This is a genomic window from Neorhizobium galegae (assembly GCF_017877055.1).
GTDB lineage: Bacteria > Pseudomonadota > Alphaproteobacteria > Rhizobiales > Rhizobiaceae > Neorhizobium > Neorhizobium galegae_D.
The window spans coordinates 23,282-36,416 of the sequence record NZ_JAGIPG010000008.1; the positions used below are offsets into that span (position 1 = coordinate 23,282).

A 13,135-nucleotide genomic window follows, 5' to 3' on the forward strand; every position below is an offset into this window, starting at 1 on the left:
GATGACGCTCAATGAACGAATTGCTGACGCGATCAGCAAGGCGATCACAGTCACGGAAATGATGGCATCAATGGATGTCGAAATTCTCGTGATCGGATCGTTGGCAGAGGGCCGATTCCAAGAGCATTCCGATCTCGATTTCTTGGTCAGACGTTGCCCTCGAAATCTGATCTATGCCATCGAAGGCAAAATCGAAGACATCGTTCACCCGTTCAAGTTCGATGTCATCTATGAAAACGAGATACCGGCTCACCGGCTGGACCGCTTCTCACGTCATGCCATCGATGCCCGCGAGCTGGCGATACGTGATCAAACCACGCTCGGAAGGTGACTACGCGACGGCGGTCACCCACGAGCCCGAAGGGCTCCGAAATTTTTGCACCGATTTCGGTACTTCTGTATCCCAGGGACAAATGTTGACATCTTGGACGCGGGAATAGGCAAAGAGGCCGTTTGGCCTCCTGCGGTCTCGTCTCAGTGTCTGAAATCTTCAGGGCGGCTTTTTCCGTGGAACAGAAGGCCGGTCATGTTGCCCAAGGCCTCGGCTTCATCGACCTCGACGGCCGAGAACAGGTTTTTCTCTCTGTCCCGATTCAGCCATTTAAGGGCAGCTTCCAGAACTGCCTCATTTTCAGTCCAGCCGTGGTAGCTCTCAAAATTCGCCTTGATCAGATACCACATGGCGCTCCTCCGAGATACCTGACGCCTGCCCCTGCGGTGATCCCGTCGAGCGCCGCCTGCGCCTTTTTCTGCGTCGATCTCATCGCCTGGTATTCATTCCTAATGGTGTCAATCAGCGCGCCATATGCGATGACAGGTTCGCCCCGATTGCTTAGACCGTCGCAAACGTATTCATATCGGTCGCCGCCCGGTCTGTTGTAAAAGACCTCGTAGATGAGCCCGTTGTCGTGCTTCATGAACTCGCGCTCGATGCGTTTCCCGTCCGCGTCGTCGTAGGACAAAGCCACATGGCTCCGGCCGAACTCCTTGAAAATTGCCTTCATGTTCCTGCTCCCTGTTCCTCTGGGGTTTTCTTGTTCTGAGCCGTGAAGCTCGATCTCCGGCGCTGCCTCCCAACAGTCCGGAAACCGAGACCCACCCTCAGGCGGCGGCTTTCACTGTCAAATTCTGCCCCAGCTTTTCGAGATATTCTTTGCAGTCGTTGAAGAGCGTTCTTGGGTTTTCGTTTGCCAGCCATAGGAGATCGAAGAGCTTCTCGTCGCCGAGGGCTGGAGAGAATGCTTCCTTATCGGTCTCAGACAGAACGCGGATACGGATATCGGCAAACTGGGCGAATTGCCCGTCGATGTTGGTCATGTTGCGGACGCCCATAACAGCCAGAGCCAAGCCGCGAGCGTGATAAGGGTATCTCTGTTCCTCCTGGTAAACGAAGCCCTTTTCTTTGCCCTTGAAGCGAGCGGCTTCAATAACGATGGAATGTTCGATCTGCGACGGTGTGAAAGTCAGCATTGGTATTTCTCCCAGTTCCTGAGTGACCGCCTTTCGATCAACTCTATGATTTTATTATTGAATGGGAGCTTGTCGGCTTCAACGAATAGTGTGTTTCTGAATATTGCTAGATAATATGAAATGTTTCTGCCGATATAATTGCGCTTGCCGCCAACAATAAGAAATGTTGCTGATTATTGCTGCTCAAGAGGCCGCCAGTGCCAAGCACTGAACACGTCAACAAAATACGTTGACGCAAATCCCAGCCCTCGGATGTCAAATGTCAACATTGCCGAGACCGACTGAATTCGCTTCGGTCAGGCGATGGGTTGCCTTTGCAGACGCCGCTCAGGCTTTCCACCCGCCAGGCCAAAAGGGCGTGGCGGTGATCGAAGATCAAGGAAAGCGGCGTTAGCATAGGCACCGCCAGACCAAGGTTCCACTTTCCATTCTTTCGCCTAGAGAGGCCCCGTTCTGACGCGACACGTGGCGCGGAGGAACGGCGGGCCGAACTTGGCGGGGGAATTGAAATGGAAATGTCTGTCGGCGTACCCTCGCCGGTATCAAACCGATTTGCGGGACCGCTCATTCAAATGGAATTAGAAGACGAAAATTCTTTGGGGACGATCCTAATCGTCGTCGCCGTCGTCAGCTTGAGCACCACCGGCCTTCACCTGGGCGTACTCGACAAGGTGGTCTTTGCCGATTGGTTCTAGACCGGCTTCAATGGCGGCCAGGACGTAGCCCATGTATGGGGGGATTTTCCGGACCCCGCCTTCCCACTTTTTGATGGTGTAGATGTTCTGGGATAGAACCTCAGCCATCGCCTCCTGCGTCATCTTCAGTCGTTTGCGCTCGCTCGCGAAGAACTTGCGATCCATGGATAGGGCCATGTGCGGGGTGGGCTCCTCAAAACGACAATAAGGGCGGTGGTTAGCCGCCCCTATCTACATAAAATGCTGTGAAGATTCAATTATCTCAGACGAGCGAATCCGGGTTGGGGAGCGTACCCACGATCATAATCCTGCTCTGGCTCATCGACTGCCTTGCCTTTGACCGGCTTGCGAGGTGAATTTCCCGCGACCGGCGTTGAATTTTGCAAAGGGTCTCTGTCAGCAGCCTCAGCAACTCTCATTGCCTTGGCGACATTGATGCCCATTGCCTTCATCATATCGGCTGGCTCCAGCGGCTTGAACTCAGCCACATTCTTCATGTCGTTCTTCGGGAACTCAGGAACTCCTTGGATCGGGCGGACGCCGCTGATGTGGTATTTCACAGCGTCCTCACTCGTTTTCGCAATGCGCAAACGCTGCTCATCCGATAGATGTTCTTTGACCCAGGTGACGGTGTCCTTTCGCATCAGCTTTGCGATGTCCCGGCGCTTGTCGTCGCTGTCAGCATTCGTATAGTCAAAGATGTCTTTCGGCTCCCTGCCCTCAGTTAGAGCGCGGTGCTGAGCCTTGAATTCCGCCTCGTTTTCATCGTCCATGTCGGCATTGAGCTGAGCGAGAGCTTCATCGAGACCGGACATATCCAGCGCGGTCTCAATTTCTTCTGCTGGCTCCGGCGGTTGAAAACGACCACCGCCTCCGAACATGTTTACGAACGAGCCGAGCGCAGCTCTGCTGAAATTACCAGCCTTTCTGATGCCCATACGACCTAGTGATTTAGACGTCTTGTATGCCGATGCAAGCGCCTTTGCGATTTTTTGAAGCAGTTTAATCATAGGTAAAACCTCCCATTGTTGCGATTACCTGATCAAATTATTGGCCGACGCGATGCAAGGGACAAATGGCCGACGAAAATGGTATGCCGGGGGAAAAGATCGAGATCAGGACGAGATGAGCGAGCGCGATTTCTACACAGACGACAAGGCCTTCCGCGATCTGGAGTACAATTGGGAGGGTGCGTCCAGACTCTGTTTCGCAGATGACGACTTCCGTCAGCTCCCGATCAAGGACGTGCACCCCATCATCAAAGCGAAAGCCCTCGACTGGTACGAAGACGAGGAGAAGGTCATTAGCTACTTCTGCGCTCCGGCAGCCAAAGTCCGGCGTCGTATGGAGGTGCAGGGCTACACTGCTGAACGATGCAGAGCTTTATGGGAACGAGAGTTCGCTCACCATATCGCTCGTGCGGAGGAGCTGGTCGCTAACGGAGACTATCCGGATTTTGCGAAAGAGATTGCCGAGCAGAAGGGCCTCACCTTTGAAACCTGGGAGGCCAAGCAGGCTGCTGCGGGAGTCGATGAATTCCTCCGTTTCAACGGGGTCCACATTTTCAGCTTCGCAGACAGTTTTGCTGCGTTGGCCCTCTACATCGATGTTTACAAGCCAGAAGTGATTTGGACAGAGTTCACTGAAAGCTTCGACTATGACCCTGCCCTCTCGATCCGCGAGAACCTTGATGCCCTCCCCGTCGATTACGAACACGACTTCATCGAAGCCGCTGGGAATGTCCTGATCCTGACAGAAGGGACTTCAGACACCAAAATTCTGTCGAGAGCTATCCGGGCGATGTATCCGGAATTTGCTGATATGTACGAGTTCATCGACTTCGAGGAATTCAAGATCGAGGGCGGGGTTTCGGCGGTTACCAAGATGATAAAGGCGTTCGCCGGGGTTCGGCTGGCGCAGAAGACAATCGGGCTCTTCGACAATGACGCCGCCGGTTGGGAACAGAAAAATCTTCTCGACCGTATGACTAATCTGCCGCCTTCGATCCGGACGATGGTCCTCCCTGACGTCGAGATCGGCAAAGACTATCCGACACTCGGCCCCGAAGGTCTCCGGAACATGGACATCAACGGCTCCGCATGTTCCATCGAGCTTTTCCTGGGGCGTGCCGCTCTTTCGGACCCGAGCGGTAACCTGCGACCTGTTCGATGGACGGCATGGAATAAGGTGGCTGGCAAATATCAGGGCGAGTTGGACAACAAGAACGCTGCTACCCAGCACTTTCTCGATGCGATGAAAGCTGGTGGTGATCCGGCGGGCCTGCGGGTTCAGTTCCCGGAGATGGATGCACTCCTGAACCATATCTTCCAAGCTTTTCATGGCCGATAGCGGGTGATGGCGAGTTCTGCTGTTGTGCACCTCTCCAATGCGACCTGTTCGTCTTCATGATTGGACGGAAATTTGAATGAGAAGTCGGCCCCGATCTCTGAGGTTTCGGTTCTTCCTCAGGTTTATGAATCAATAGAAGGTTAAATGCGGAAACTTCTTTCCGCCCCTCCTCTTTCCGGCCGACTGCCAGATGAACGTTCCACGAGAATGCGGCGACTGTCTCAGCCATCTCGCGAAGGACGGGATTAGAGGAACGACGGGCCAAGCGATAAGCGGTGATATCCCTCGGCTCCTGATAGGGCTCCGGCTTCGAGATCGGCAGAATGCGGATGTGGACTGTGTTCGGATCGGTCCCCGGTCGGCGCAGGATCAGGCCGCATTGCTCTAGAGCGATGAAGTAGTTCCGCACAGTGCGTGGGGTTCGGCCCAGCATCGTGGCAATCGAGCTGGTGAAGGTAACCACCTCGTCCTTCTTGCCAGCCAGGGTCAGAAGAGTTGCGAGACAGGCCTTTGCTCCGTCCGGCAGATCGCGGTGGCAAATTACATCCATCGACATCTTCGGGACGAACTGATCCGAGACCCTTGGTAGAGGTCGACGAACACGACGGCTCCGCGTGAGGTAGGCAGCGCGGCGTACTGAGGATTTTCGCGCACTTGAGAGAACCGCGTGATTTACCTCCCACTGCTCGACATCTTCGTATGACCAAAGGCCGTCTGCGTAGCCGCGATAGACAACGCGACGCGGCTCTTCGTTCGGATGAGACCGGATATGCTCCAGCATGATCAGTGAAACGGGCCGGGTCTTTTGAAACTGGACGGTGCGACCAGCTGCGGTGGCATCGACGAACGTCTTGAGAACGGTGAGATCGATCTCTCCAGCGGCCAGCGCTGCGGTAAGACGCTGGATGCTCTTCATGGGATCGCTGTCGATCAGGGCCGCGCAGTCCGCTGGCAGAATATCGGGCATACCTCACCTTTCCGCCGGAAAGCCGGTCGGTCGAATGCAAGGCACCTGGGTCCAAGAGGACGCAAAAGATCGCTTCCGGAAACGCCGAAAGTCCTTGCGGGTCAATGGTTGATGGGGTAATTTCCGAGATGCAAATCGGGCTCGGAAACGATCCCATTGAAATTATCGCCGTTCACGTTAGCGCGTGGGCGGCGATTTCGTTTTATGCGTTCATCTTCTCATCACGTCGTAGTTTTGGTTGCCGAACCATAATCCGATTCTACAGCGGCGCTAAAGCTGAGGATTAGCACGCGGATACCTAGGATTTTCGCGCGGATGCCTAGGAATTTCACGCGTTTGCAAAATCGACCTCGGGCCCACCGCCCTCACCTATCGAGGAATTTCGCGCGTTTGGGCTGATCTCGATCTTAAAGTCGAGCAGATCGGACGCACCGTCGGCCGGATCGTGAGGTCAGAATGACGAGATCGAACCTCTATCAACAACATACTGACCTATTCGGGCATCGAATCAGCAGGGTAATGAGGTACTGAGGAATTCCGCGCACTTGAGTCGCCTCGGAATCCAAGATGCGAAATCGTACCTAGGATTTTCACGCACTTACCGAGGAGTTGCGCGCGTTTGAGCGAAACGCCTTGCGCGAATCTGAGACATTGGGCACCTTCGCATCACCAATCGGAGCGCCTTCATGACCAACGTCCTTCAGCTGTCATTATTCCAGACGCCCGACAAGAAGCACACGAACTTCACCGCCCTTTATGACCTGGCACCTCGATTCGTGCAGCGAGCGGAACGTGAGAACGATACACCTTACCTCTCCCGCGTGACCCGGGAATTTCCGTTCGCGGGCGACACCTATTCGGTGACCGTTTATCCGGCGCGCATCACCGACGCCAAGGGTGAGGAACTGGATGAGCTTCCGGGTGACCGCGAGGCGCTTGTCGAAGATGTTCTTCGCCGTTTCGCGGCCGAGAAAATGGCTTTCGGGGAGAAAGAGGAATTGATGGTTCCTTTTTCGCTCTATCAGATTGACCAAGAACTGCGGAAGCACAAGCACACTCTGAGCTACACCGAGATCAAGGAAGCGCTGGCGATCCTCGCGGGATCGAAGATCGAAATCTCGCGAGTTGTTCAGCCGGGGCAGAAGAAGCCGAAGCCGGTCGTTCACGCTTCAGCCCTGCCGGTGTTGGTCTATAAAGACGACAACGATCCGAAGGCGATGTCCTATGCCCAGTTCAATCCGCTGCTCGTCCAAGCAATTCGGGCGCTGGAGTTCGAACAGGTCAACTACGCCTGGATGATGCAGGTGCGGGGTGCCCTTCCCCGGTGGATTTTCAAGTTCGCGTCCCTTCTCCTTGCCGACGAAGATCGCCAGACGGATTCGATCAGCCTGTTTGCTTCTGACCTGATGAAGGGCTGCGGCCATTCCCGTTCCCGTGAGCGGGATGCCCTGACCGATATAGAAAAGAGCATCCTGAAGCTGAAGGCCTGCGGGGTCATCGCGGACGTCCAGAGCGAAGCTTTGAAGCAGGGAAAGGTAAAGACTGACATCCGCTTCTCTATCCGGTTTTCAGAGAAATTCCTGCATGATCGTCAGGAAGCGCGAGCGATCCGGCAGCATCGCACTCAGGAAGCCCTGCGCCTTACTGGTCAGGAACGCCCAGACAGCTTCCACCAGATCAATTCCGACGATGCAGCCAAAATCGCGATGAAGCGTCGGCAGCTCACGCAAGCTCCGAAAGAGCCTGCGCTGAGCTGATTTCACCCGGCCTTGCGGACTGGTTGAACGGCCGTTGGTGTGACTGCTACCTTGGGCTGGTCAGCCGGAGCCAGGTAGTTGGCTCGCTTCGCGTTCATCTGATCAATCTCATACCAATTGCCAGGGTGAACCCTTTCGATAGCTTCGCCTTCCACACCGAAGAAGATGCGGTAGAAGAGCCACATGTGGTCTGGGGCCTGAGGGTCAGGGGCGGAGAACTTTTTCCCGCTCTCTATGATCTCGCAAGCGCGGTCAGCATACACCGACCAAAGGTATGCCAGTGTGGCCCAGGGTCCTATTTTGTACTCGGCGCGTAGCCGAGGAACGTGCTCCCATTTGATCTCCTTCCTATCGAGCGCGATTGCCAGGCTTGGCGAAGCGTCCTTCAGGAGCTTGCCGACGTACGCGTAGCAGGCGTCCTGACTCGTGCCGACGTCGCTCCATAGAACCAGGGCATTTTCATAGGCTTCATCTAGGTAGACCTTTTCCTTTGCGACAGTGGAAAACAATGCTTTCCAAAAGCGCTCTCTGGTGTCGGCTGGATCGCGACCGGCAGTGAAGAGGGCGGCTCTTGTTCGATAGAAAATGCCGGTATCTAATATCTCATAGATTTCCGCCGTTCCTCCATCATCCCAAATCTCTATGCCCGCGATGTCGAAAACCTTAATCGACGGTGCTACATAGTATTCAGCAAAGGGCGCAATGCGGTCGGCGTGGTGCATCAGCGAGGCGATAATCGTCTCGTTTAGAATGCTGTCGTGCGGGCTCTTCTCAATGGCGACGCCACCGAAGTTTGATCCGATCATCTGACCTCTCCTCAAGGTCAACGGGAACTTCCTGAGCTGCGGCTGTCCATCAGCTCCCGGAATTGGAATGCTCGTTCTTGCATCCATTTTTACGCAACCGAACTCGTCAAAATAAGCCCAGCGCTCGCATGCCATCTTAGTAGACATTTTCTTTTCTCCTCCCATGTTCAGAATTCGAACCGCTTTTCAAAGCCGGGTTCGATACGTGTCTTTTCATTCTTCGCGTCGACGATCATCCACTCGTCATCGCGATATTCGATGTAGAGCCACAGGACCATTGCTTCGTTCATTCCGCATTCTCTTGTCCGGTCCTTCGAAATCCAGTAGCGGAACCTTGTTCCCTCTCTCTTGATTTCGGGGTCTTTGCTCATCGCAGCTCGGATTTGACCCATCACGGTCGCGGCGCAATTGTTGATGTCCTTAATGATGAGATGGAGATCGCGTCTAAACGTGATCCTCTGAAGAAATCCCCGAGCCTTCCCGCTTTTAATTGGCGCGGGCAGTGGCATAAGATGACCTTGCTTGATCTCGATCATGCTGCCTCTCCCATATCAATGGCGGTCGAGCCGAACCGTGGAACCTTCAAGCTGACGGTTTTACGGCCTCTATTCTGGCCGTACCGTTTTAGCCGCCATCCCTCGCGAAACCGCTTGAGTTCGACGCGAGCGCCACTGTCGATGATGACGCATTCCGCCTCGCGGCGTTGGTCCACCGGCACGTTCTGAGCATCCAAGAGCCGCTCTGCTCGGTCCATCGCTTCTACTACCCACGCACCAGCCGGGTCGCTGGTGGGGATGGCAGAACGACGAATGCCATTCCGGCCGATCACTGCGGTCGTGACGCTCGCGCCAGATACCCTGCGGGCTTTCCTGATCGCAGCCAGAGCCGAAAAGTGGCTCTCTAGGGTGATCTCATGATCGCTGATCGACACGACCCTGTAATCGAGGCGCACTGAGATCAGCTCGCCATTCTCGACACGGGTGTCCCTCGCCAGAATGAGCACATCGTTGGCGTTGACCGATGCAAGCTCGACCATCGTCATCATGCTCGGCAGATATTCCAAACTAACATTAGACTCTGTAAGATTTGACTTCCGGCAGACTGCGACAGCAGCCCACATGTGAACATCCCCCTCCGGTCCGAATGATGGCATATCGAACCACCAGTTGATCATCGGGTAGGTCATTGAAGACACCCTCTTGTTCGCTCCCATATAATCCTCCAACTCAATTTCAATCGGGCATGAATAACCCTATGGATTTATTCTGAGTTAGGAGTTTGCGGGCCGCAAAGACTATTGTGTTTCTGAATGTTGCTGGATTTATCAAGAGTTTGATCAGGGTCTGAGAGTGCCGCTGCTCTATCCAGGTCGCAAAAGAAAACCCCCGCAACCGGAGCTGCGAGGGTTCAAGGACAGGGACGGAGAACTGGGAGGATGTCCCTGTCACATAGCGTGTTGACGGGCTGGCTCCTGCTCGTGTTTCATCGCCGGAGACGGCTTTTCCTGGTAGGCTGGGAACTGCGGTCGAATGACGTTTCCTTGCCTAACACCTGCAACCTTGTTGATCTGACTGACGTCGATCTTCTCGCGAATAGGCCAGCCTGCAGCCTTGTTGGCTTCTTTGGCAGCTTCGATTTTCGCTTGCTGAACCCTCATGAGTGCCGACGCTGGAGGACGTACACCGGCCAGGTGGCAGCAGTTCAAGATCAGCTGGTTCTCGTCCTCATGGCGGAACGCGAGCTTCGGATCGGTAATCATCTGACCGTCACGACCACGAACCTTACGCTTGGCGAAGTAGACCTTTGCTTCCTGACGTTCTTGGCTCGGCTTCTCGATCCTGTTGACATCAATTTCGAGATTACCACTCTCGGAGAGCTTCGTGTCACCCCTGAAATTGGACTGATAGAGGGTGAATTCCTCTCCAGTCCTTGGGTTACTAAATGCCCCGACAACAGACACCTGATAATGCTCGACGCCTTTCAAAGCTCGGTATGAGTTTGCTTCAGCGGGTTTAAATCGGGTCTCCGGCGGCATCTCAGCGACCAATAGTTTGGCCGTGGCAATTGCTGCTTTGGCATTTTTCTTGCGTGCCATCTCCTCGACGGCGGAACGCTCGATTTCCTCCTTGACCGGAGGTTTTGCAGCAGCTGCCTCGGCAGCAATTTTATCCCGGCTCTTCTGGTCCGCGCCTCGCAGGAAGGCCGATGGCCCATGCGACTGGTTTTTCAGCGCATCGTACTGAGCAGCGTCCTGCTGGTATTTTCTGTTGTCGAAGTATTTGTTGATGAAAGTCATGTTTCCCTCCCAAGGAAATGTTTAGGAGGTAAGCGTGACATGGCCCTCTGGGAGCAAAAATAGCCGACAGAACGGCCAAAACTATCCGGAAATAGAAGAGGACGGAATTGCTAGTCCCGTCCACGAAATATTTTTTGTTGCCGAATGTGTCTGATTACTTCAGTGGATTGAGAGGGACTTTGGCGCGATTAGGTTAGGCACTTCGCCTTCGTGTTCAACGGCGATCCCGGCGACTTCCAGGGCGGCGACGACAGCTTCAACCGCATGATCCTGAACGACAAAGGCCGCTTTGAATGGGCCGCGTTTGAAGTCAAATTTCACACCTTCTAATCCCACCATCGCACGAACGATCTGTTCCTGGACCGTCGGCCGGTCCTCGGCAGGAAGGTCCTCAAGCGACGGCCGAAAGGCGAACGGGTTCGACGTCCATATCAGTTTTGCGGTCATGATCGTTTTCCTTCTTGAGGCATGGTGGTAGGTGGCCGACGTGTCTCAGCTGATACCCTTCTTTTTGAAGGGTTGCGACCATTCTTCGCGCCATCATCTCAGGCGTTCCGAGAGCAAGATCAGGTTTGAAGGCTAAACGTTCCTCGTCGTAGGCGTAACCGGCGCGGGCGGCGGTATTGGCGACCATGCCGACGACTGGATGATTGAGCAGTTGGCCGGTTCGCCAACCGCGTACGGTTCCTTGCTTATCGACATCGACATCGAAGACGAAATCCAGCGCGAAACTTTCCTGTTCACGGTGATCCCAAATTACAGCAATCATAATGTATTCTCCCAGTTTCAAGACCTTCAGAGTCAGGCCTGGGCTTGCAAGGGACCACTGAGCGGCGGCCAAAGAAAAAGGCCCCTGGAAAGGAGCCTCTTCAACGAGCGATTTGTTCGGCCTATGCTCAGTTGTAGAGCTGCGCATTATGCGCTTCTGCACGTTTGATGTGATGGTCCGAGACCATTGTGAAAGCCTCGTTGTAGGCCTTCGAAAGTTTATCATACGCATCGCGGACCACTTTGGCATCATCGACATCAGCCTGTTCTAGAGCCTGATCGGCGGAATTGCTCTTCGATGCGTCACCTTTCCAGACTTCGTGCAGCACTTGCATGTTGATCAGCATCTGCTCAGTGCCCTCGAAAATATTGATCATTTCGTACATCTCGACCTTCAATCGCAATGACACGTCCAGCAAGAAAAGGTGGTTCGGTATCGGTAGTCTCATTTTGGCTTCTCCCAGCTCCGGTCGATCCCAATGACCAACCCTATGAGAAGATTGTCATTTTCGAAATTTTGGGCTGCAACGATTATCGTGTTGCTGAATATTGCTGGACATGACGTTGTGTGAACAAAAAAGGCCCCGGTGAAGGAGCCTTATTAACGATCACCGCCATCGGTCAGACGGCCTTTTTCATCCGGATTCGCTCGATGCTGAGCTTGATTGCAGAATAGCCGGGGTTCCTCGGCACGATACCAAGCCTGCTGAGGTGGTCGGGAACTGGCAACATTGTTCCGGGAAGCAGATGTTTTTGAGACTGTGGTGCAGCCTCGACCGGCCCGAAATACCTGTCGAGCAGGGCTACGTCGTCGGCCGTGATAGCCGCCTTTTCTGGGATCGGCCGGATGAACTGAACCTGCTGACCAGCCTCGTCTGTCAATTTTCCGATGGCGTTCCCCGAGCCTGGAGAGGTAAGCCGTTCGATGAAGTCGAGCCATTCGAGCGATACCTTCAAAGGCTGTCGGCCTTTCGAACCCTCATAATGTGCGGCGAAATTTGCCACGAGCGCCCGGAAGGTCACCGGCAATGATTTGAATTCGTCCCCTTCCAGCAGGTCGGCGACATGCTTTGCCTCACGCTCGTTGAGCATCCAAAAGAATGCCTCTTCCGATGGCAGTTTGATGGTGCGTACTATGTTCATCGATTTTTCCTCCTCTCCTTCCAAGCCCGCAGGCTGATGATCTGCGATGGCAGGCCCTCGTCCGGACATCCGACGTTGAACTCCGAGACCCTCGCTCGCAGGATTTCGATGAACCGCTCGATGTCGATGCCTTCGCCAAGAGACGGCCAAAGACAATCAAGGTAGAAACGACTGATCGAGCAAAGCACCAGGTCGCGAACGGCAATGTCCTCGGCCCCTTCCATCGCCAGCGCAATCAGGGCTTCTCGGTCGAGGTCGACGATCTGCTGGAGCCGCTCGATGGAAATGATGTTGCCGATCTGCTCGCGCACGATTTCATGAGCCTGTTGCCAGTCTTGATCCGTCGGTCGTTTGTCGTGGTGCAGCAGATTCATTCTGGATCGGCTGAGATGAGCGGCAAAAACAGCCTGCCGCCCTTCCCTCCCGCCCAGCTCCATCACAGTGCTGATCCGCAACATTACATGGCCCTCCGCTTTGCAGCGTGGTCCTGAAGAATGCGTTTCAGCATGTCTTCGTGATCCTGCTTCGCCAGACGGCTATTACCGGCATTCCAATCTGCAAGAGCTGCGGGTGAGAGCTGGCTCTTCATGTGGTCGAGACCGCAATTTTCCATCGCGACGGTGTCAATGTTCATGATGATCAGGTCGAACAACTCCATGGCCTGCAGCAATGCACGGCCCGAGGTCTCGATCAGATCGAGCCGCTCTCGGTCGCATATGACCTCGTACCTTTCCTGCTCATCGATAGCTTGAGGCCTGTCGTTCAGGCTCAGGTGCTGATCGCGGGCTACCTGCTTCAACAGCTGAAGGGTGTGCTGCATTCCAGCTCGCATCGAGCTGACATCGGATTTCAGGCGCTTTACTGTCTTTTTTGGGTTTGACATG

General features: G+C 54.5%; 19 protein-coding genes. 3 read left to right on the forward strand and 16 right to left on the reverse strand.

The window, feature by feature from the left end; genetic code table 11:
* The first annotated feature begins 1 nt into the window (after position 1).
* Positions 2 to 331, forward strand: a complete 330-nt coding sequence (locus J2857_RS30200) for a nucleotidyltransferase domain-containing protein (protein WP_210013766.1) — start codon at positions 2 to 4, stop codon at positions 329 to 331.
* A 143-nt stretch (positions 332 to 474) separates the two neighbouring features.
* Here the strand turns inward: J2857_RS30200 and J2857_RS30205 are convergent, their stop codons facing one another.
* The 5 genes from J2857_RS30205 to J2857_RS30225 all read right to left on the reverse strand — a co-directional run bounded on the left by J2857_RS30205 (position 475) and on the right by J2857_RS30225 (position 3,175).
* A complete protein-coding gene (locus J2857_RS30205; protein WP_210013767.1) occupies positions 475 to 681 on the reverse strand; it encodes a hypothetical protein in 207 nt (68 codons plus the stop codon).
* Positions 669 to 1,004 carry a hypothetical protein gene (locus tag J2857_RS30210; protein WP_210013768.1) on the reverse strand — a complete coding sequence of 112 codons (336 nt, stop codon included), beginning with the start codon at positions 1,002 to 1,004 and terminating at the stop codon, positions 669 to 671. Before J2857_RS30210 ends, J2857_RS30205 begins: the two co-directional genes overlap by 13 nt.
* Before the next feature lie 97 nt (positions 1,005 to 1,101).
* The gene (locus J2857_RS30215) at positions 1,102 to 1,470 is read right to left on the reverse strand and encodes a hypothetical protein (RefSeq protein WP_210013769.1); all 369 of its coding nucleotides are present in this window, start codon (positions 1,468 to 1,470) and stop codon (positions 1,102 to 1,104) included.
* 608 nt (positions 1,471 to 2,078) lie between these two features.
* Positions 2,079 to 2,330, reverse strand: a complete 252-nt coding sequence (locus J2857_RS30220) for a hypothetical protein (protein ID WP_210013770.1) — start codon at positions 2,328 to 2,330, stop codon at positions 2,079 to 2,081.
* A 92-nt stretch (positions 2,331 to 2,422) separates the two neighbouring features.
* On the reverse strand, positions 2,423 to 3,175 hold the full coding sequence (locus tag J2857_RS30225) for a hypothetical protein (protein WP_210013771.1): 753 nt from the start codon (positions 3,173 to 3,175) through the stop codon (positions 2,423 to 2,425).
* Positions 3,176 to 3,290: 115 nt separating this feature from the next.
* On the opposite strand from J2857_RS30225, the gene J2857_RS30230 reads away from it, so the two are divergent.
* A complete protein-coding gene (locus tag J2857_RS30230) occupies positions 3,291 to 4,514 on the forward strand; it encodes a HEPN/Toprim-associated domain-containing protein (protein ID WP_210013772.1) in 1,224 nt (407 codons plus the stop codon).
* Here J2857_RS30230 and J2857_RS30235 read toward each other — a convergent pair.
* On the reverse strand, positions 4,396 to 5,481 hold the full coding sequence (locus J2857_RS30235) for a hypothetical protein (protein ID WP_210013773.1): 1,086 nt from the start codon (positions 5,479 to 5,481) through the stop codon (positions 4,396 to 4,398). The two genes, J2857_RS30230 and J2857_RS30235, sit on opposite strands and share 119 nt — an antisense overlap.
* Before the next feature lie 686 nt (positions 5,482 to 6,167).
* On the opposite strand from J2857_RS30235, the gene J2857_RS30240 reads away from it, so the two are divergent.
* Positions 6,168 to 7,238: a hypothetical protein gene (locus J2857_RS30240; protein ID WP_210013774.1), complete on the forward strand. Its 1,071-nt coding sequence runs from the start codon at positions 6,168 to 6,170 to the stop codon at positions 7,236 to 7,238.
* Between the two features lie 2 nt (positions 7,239 to 7,240).
* Here J2857_RS30240 and J2857_RS30245 read toward each other — a convergent pair whose 3' ends face one another.
* The 10 genes from J2857_RS30245 to J2857_RS30290 all read right to left on the reverse strand — a co-directional run bounded on the left by J2857_RS30245 (position 7,241) and on the right by J2857_RS30290 (position 13,134).
* Entirely contained in the window at positions 7,241 to 8,191 is a 951-nt protein-coding gene (locus J2857_RS30245) for a hypothetical protein (protein ID WP_210013775.1), read from the reverse strand.
* Positions 8,192 to 8,211: 20 nt separating this feature from the next.
* The gene (locus J2857_RS30250) at positions 8,212 to 8,580 is read right to left on the reverse strand and encodes a hypothetical protein (protein ID WP_210013776.1); all 369 of its coding nucleotides are present in this window, start codon (positions 8,578 to 8,580) and stop codon (positions 8,212 to 8,214) included.
* Positions 8,577 to 9,230 (reverse strand): hypothetical protein, encoded by a 654-nt coding sequence (locus J2857_RS30255; protein WP_210013777.1) that lies wholly within the window; start codon positions 9,228 to 9,230, stop codon positions 8,577 to 8,579. Before J2857_RS30255 ends, J2857_RS30250 begins: the two co-directional genes overlap by 4 nt.
* 258 nt (positions 9,231 to 9,488) lie before the next feature.
* Positions 9,489 to 10,340, reverse strand: a complete 852-nt coding sequence (locus J2857_RS30260) for a hypothetical protein (RefSeq protein ID WP_210013778.1) — start codon at positions 10,338 to 10,340, stop codon at positions 9,489 to 9,491.
* Between the two features lie 159 nt (positions 10,341 to 10,499).
* Positions 10,500 to 10,787, reverse strand: a complete 288-nt coding sequence (locus tag J2857_RS30265; RefSeq protein ID WP_210013779.1) for a hypothetical protein — start codon at positions 10,785 to 10,787, stop codon at positions 10,500 to 10,502.
* Positions 10,732 to 11,256, reverse strand: a complete 525-nt coding sequence (locus tag J2857_RS30270) for a hypothetical protein (RefSeq protein ID WP_210013780.1) — start codon at positions 11,254 to 11,256, stop codon at positions 10,732 to 10,734. Before J2857_RS30270 ends, J2857_RS30265 begins: the two co-directional genes overlap by 56 nt.
* Positions 11,237 to 11,557: a hypothetical protein gene (locus J2857_RS30275; RefSeq protein WP_210013781.1), complete on the reverse strand. Its 321-nt coding sequence runs from the start codon at positions 11,555 to 11,557 to the stop codon at positions 11,237 to 11,239. Before J2857_RS30275 ends, J2857_RS30270 begins: the two co-directional genes overlap by 20 nt.
* A 172-nt stretch (positions 11,558 to 11,729) precedes the next feature.
* The gene (locus tag J2857_RS30280) at positions 11,730 to 12,320 is read right to left on the reverse strand and encodes a hypothetical protein (RefSeq protein WP_210013782.1); all 591 of its coding nucleotides are present in this window, start codon (positions 12,318 to 12,320) and stop codon (positions 11,730 to 11,732) included.
* The gene (locus tag J2857_RS30285; protein ID WP_210013783.1) at positions 12,248 to 12,709 is read right to left on the reverse strand and encodes a hypothetical protein; all 462 of its coding nucleotides are present in this window, start codon (positions 12,707 to 12,709) and stop codon (positions 12,248 to 12,250) included. The genes J2857_RS30280 and J2857_RS30285 overlap by 73 nt, the downstream gene beginning before the upstream one ends.
* On the reverse strand, positions 12,709 to 13,134 hold the full coding sequence (locus J2857_RS30290; protein ID WP_210013784.1) for a hypothetical protein: 426 nt from the start codon (positions 13,132 to 13,134) through the stop codon (positions 12,709 to 12,711). Before J2857_RS30290 ends, J2857_RS30285 begins: the two co-directional genes overlap by 1 nt.
* Position 13,135: the final 1 nt, after the last annotated feature.

Coding starts and splice junctions, on each gene's coding strand:
- J2857_RS30250 (WP_210013776.1), bottom strand. CDS start 8,580: ATGATCGAGATCAAGCAAGGTCATCTTATGCCACTGCCCGCGCCAATT.
- J2857_RS30275 (WP_210013781.1), bottom strand. CDS start 11,557: ATGAGACTACCGATACCGAACCACCTTTTCTTGCTGGACGTGTCATTG.
- J2857_RS30225 (WP_210013771.1), bottom strand. CDS start 3,175: ATGATTAAACTGCTTCAAAAAATCGCAAAGGCGCTTGCATCGGCATAC.
- J2857_RS30230 (WP_210013772.1), top strand. CDS start 3,291: ATGAGCGAGCGCGATTTCTACACAGACGACAAGGCCTTCCGCGATCTG.
- J2857_RS30270 (WP_210013780.1), bottom strand. CDS start 11,256: ATGCGCAGCTCTACAACTGAGCATAGGCCGAACAAATCGCTCGTTGAA.
- J2857_RS30215 (WP_210013769.1), bottom strand. CDS start 1,470: ATGCTGACTTTCACACCGTCGCAGATCGAACATTCCATCGTTATTGAA.
- J2857_RS30205 (WP_210013767.1), bottom strand. CDS start 681: ATGTGGTATCTGATCAAGGCGAATTTTGAGAGCTACCACGGCTGGACT.
- J2857_RS30220 (WP_210013770.1), bottom strand. CDS start 2,330: ATGGATCGCAAGTTCTTCGCGAGCGAGCGCAAACGACTGAAGATGACG.
- J2857_RS30235 (WP_210013773.1), bottom strand. CDS start 5,481: ATGCCCGATATTCTGCCAGCGGACTGCGCGGCCCTGATCGACAGCGAT.
- J2857_RS30285 (WP_210013783.1), bottom strand. CDS start 12,709: ATGTTGCGGATCAGCACTGTGATGGAGCTGGGCGGGAGGGAAGGGCGG.
- J2857_RS30255 (WP_210013777.1), bottom strand. CDS start 9,230: ATGACCTACCCGATGATCAACTGGTGGTTCGATATGCCATCATTCGGA.
- J2857_RS30240 (WP_210013774.1), top strand. CDS start 6,168: ATGACCAACGTCCTTCAGCTGTCATTATTCCAGACGCCCGACAAGAAG.
- J2857_RS30245 (WP_210013775.1), bottom strand. CDS start 8,191: ATGTCTACTAAGATGGCATGCGAGCGCTGGGCTTATTTTGACGAGTTC.
- J2857_RS30260 (WP_210013778.1), bottom strand. CDS start 10,340: ATGACTTTCATCAACAAATACTTCGACAACAGAAAATACCAGCAGGAC.
- J2857_RS30200 (WP_210013766.1), top strand. CDS start 2: ATGACGCTCAATGAACGAATTGCTGACGCGATCAGCAAGGCGATCACA.
- J2857_RS30265 (WP_210013779.1), bottom strand. CDS start 10,787: ATGACCGCAAAACTGATATGGACGTCGAACCCGTTCGCCTTTCGGCCG.
- J2857_RS30290 (WP_210013784.1), bottom strand. CDS start 13,134: ATGTCAAACCCAAAAAAGACAGTAAAGCGCCTGAAATCCGATGTCAGC.
- J2857_RS30210 (WP_210013768.1), bottom strand. CDS start 1,004: ATGAAGGCAATTTTCAAGGAGTTCGGCCGGAGCCATGTGGCTTTGTCC.
- J2857_RS30280 (WP_210013782.1), bottom strand. CDS start 12,320: ATGTCCGGACGAGGGCCTGCCATCGCAGATCATCAGCCTGCGGGCTTG.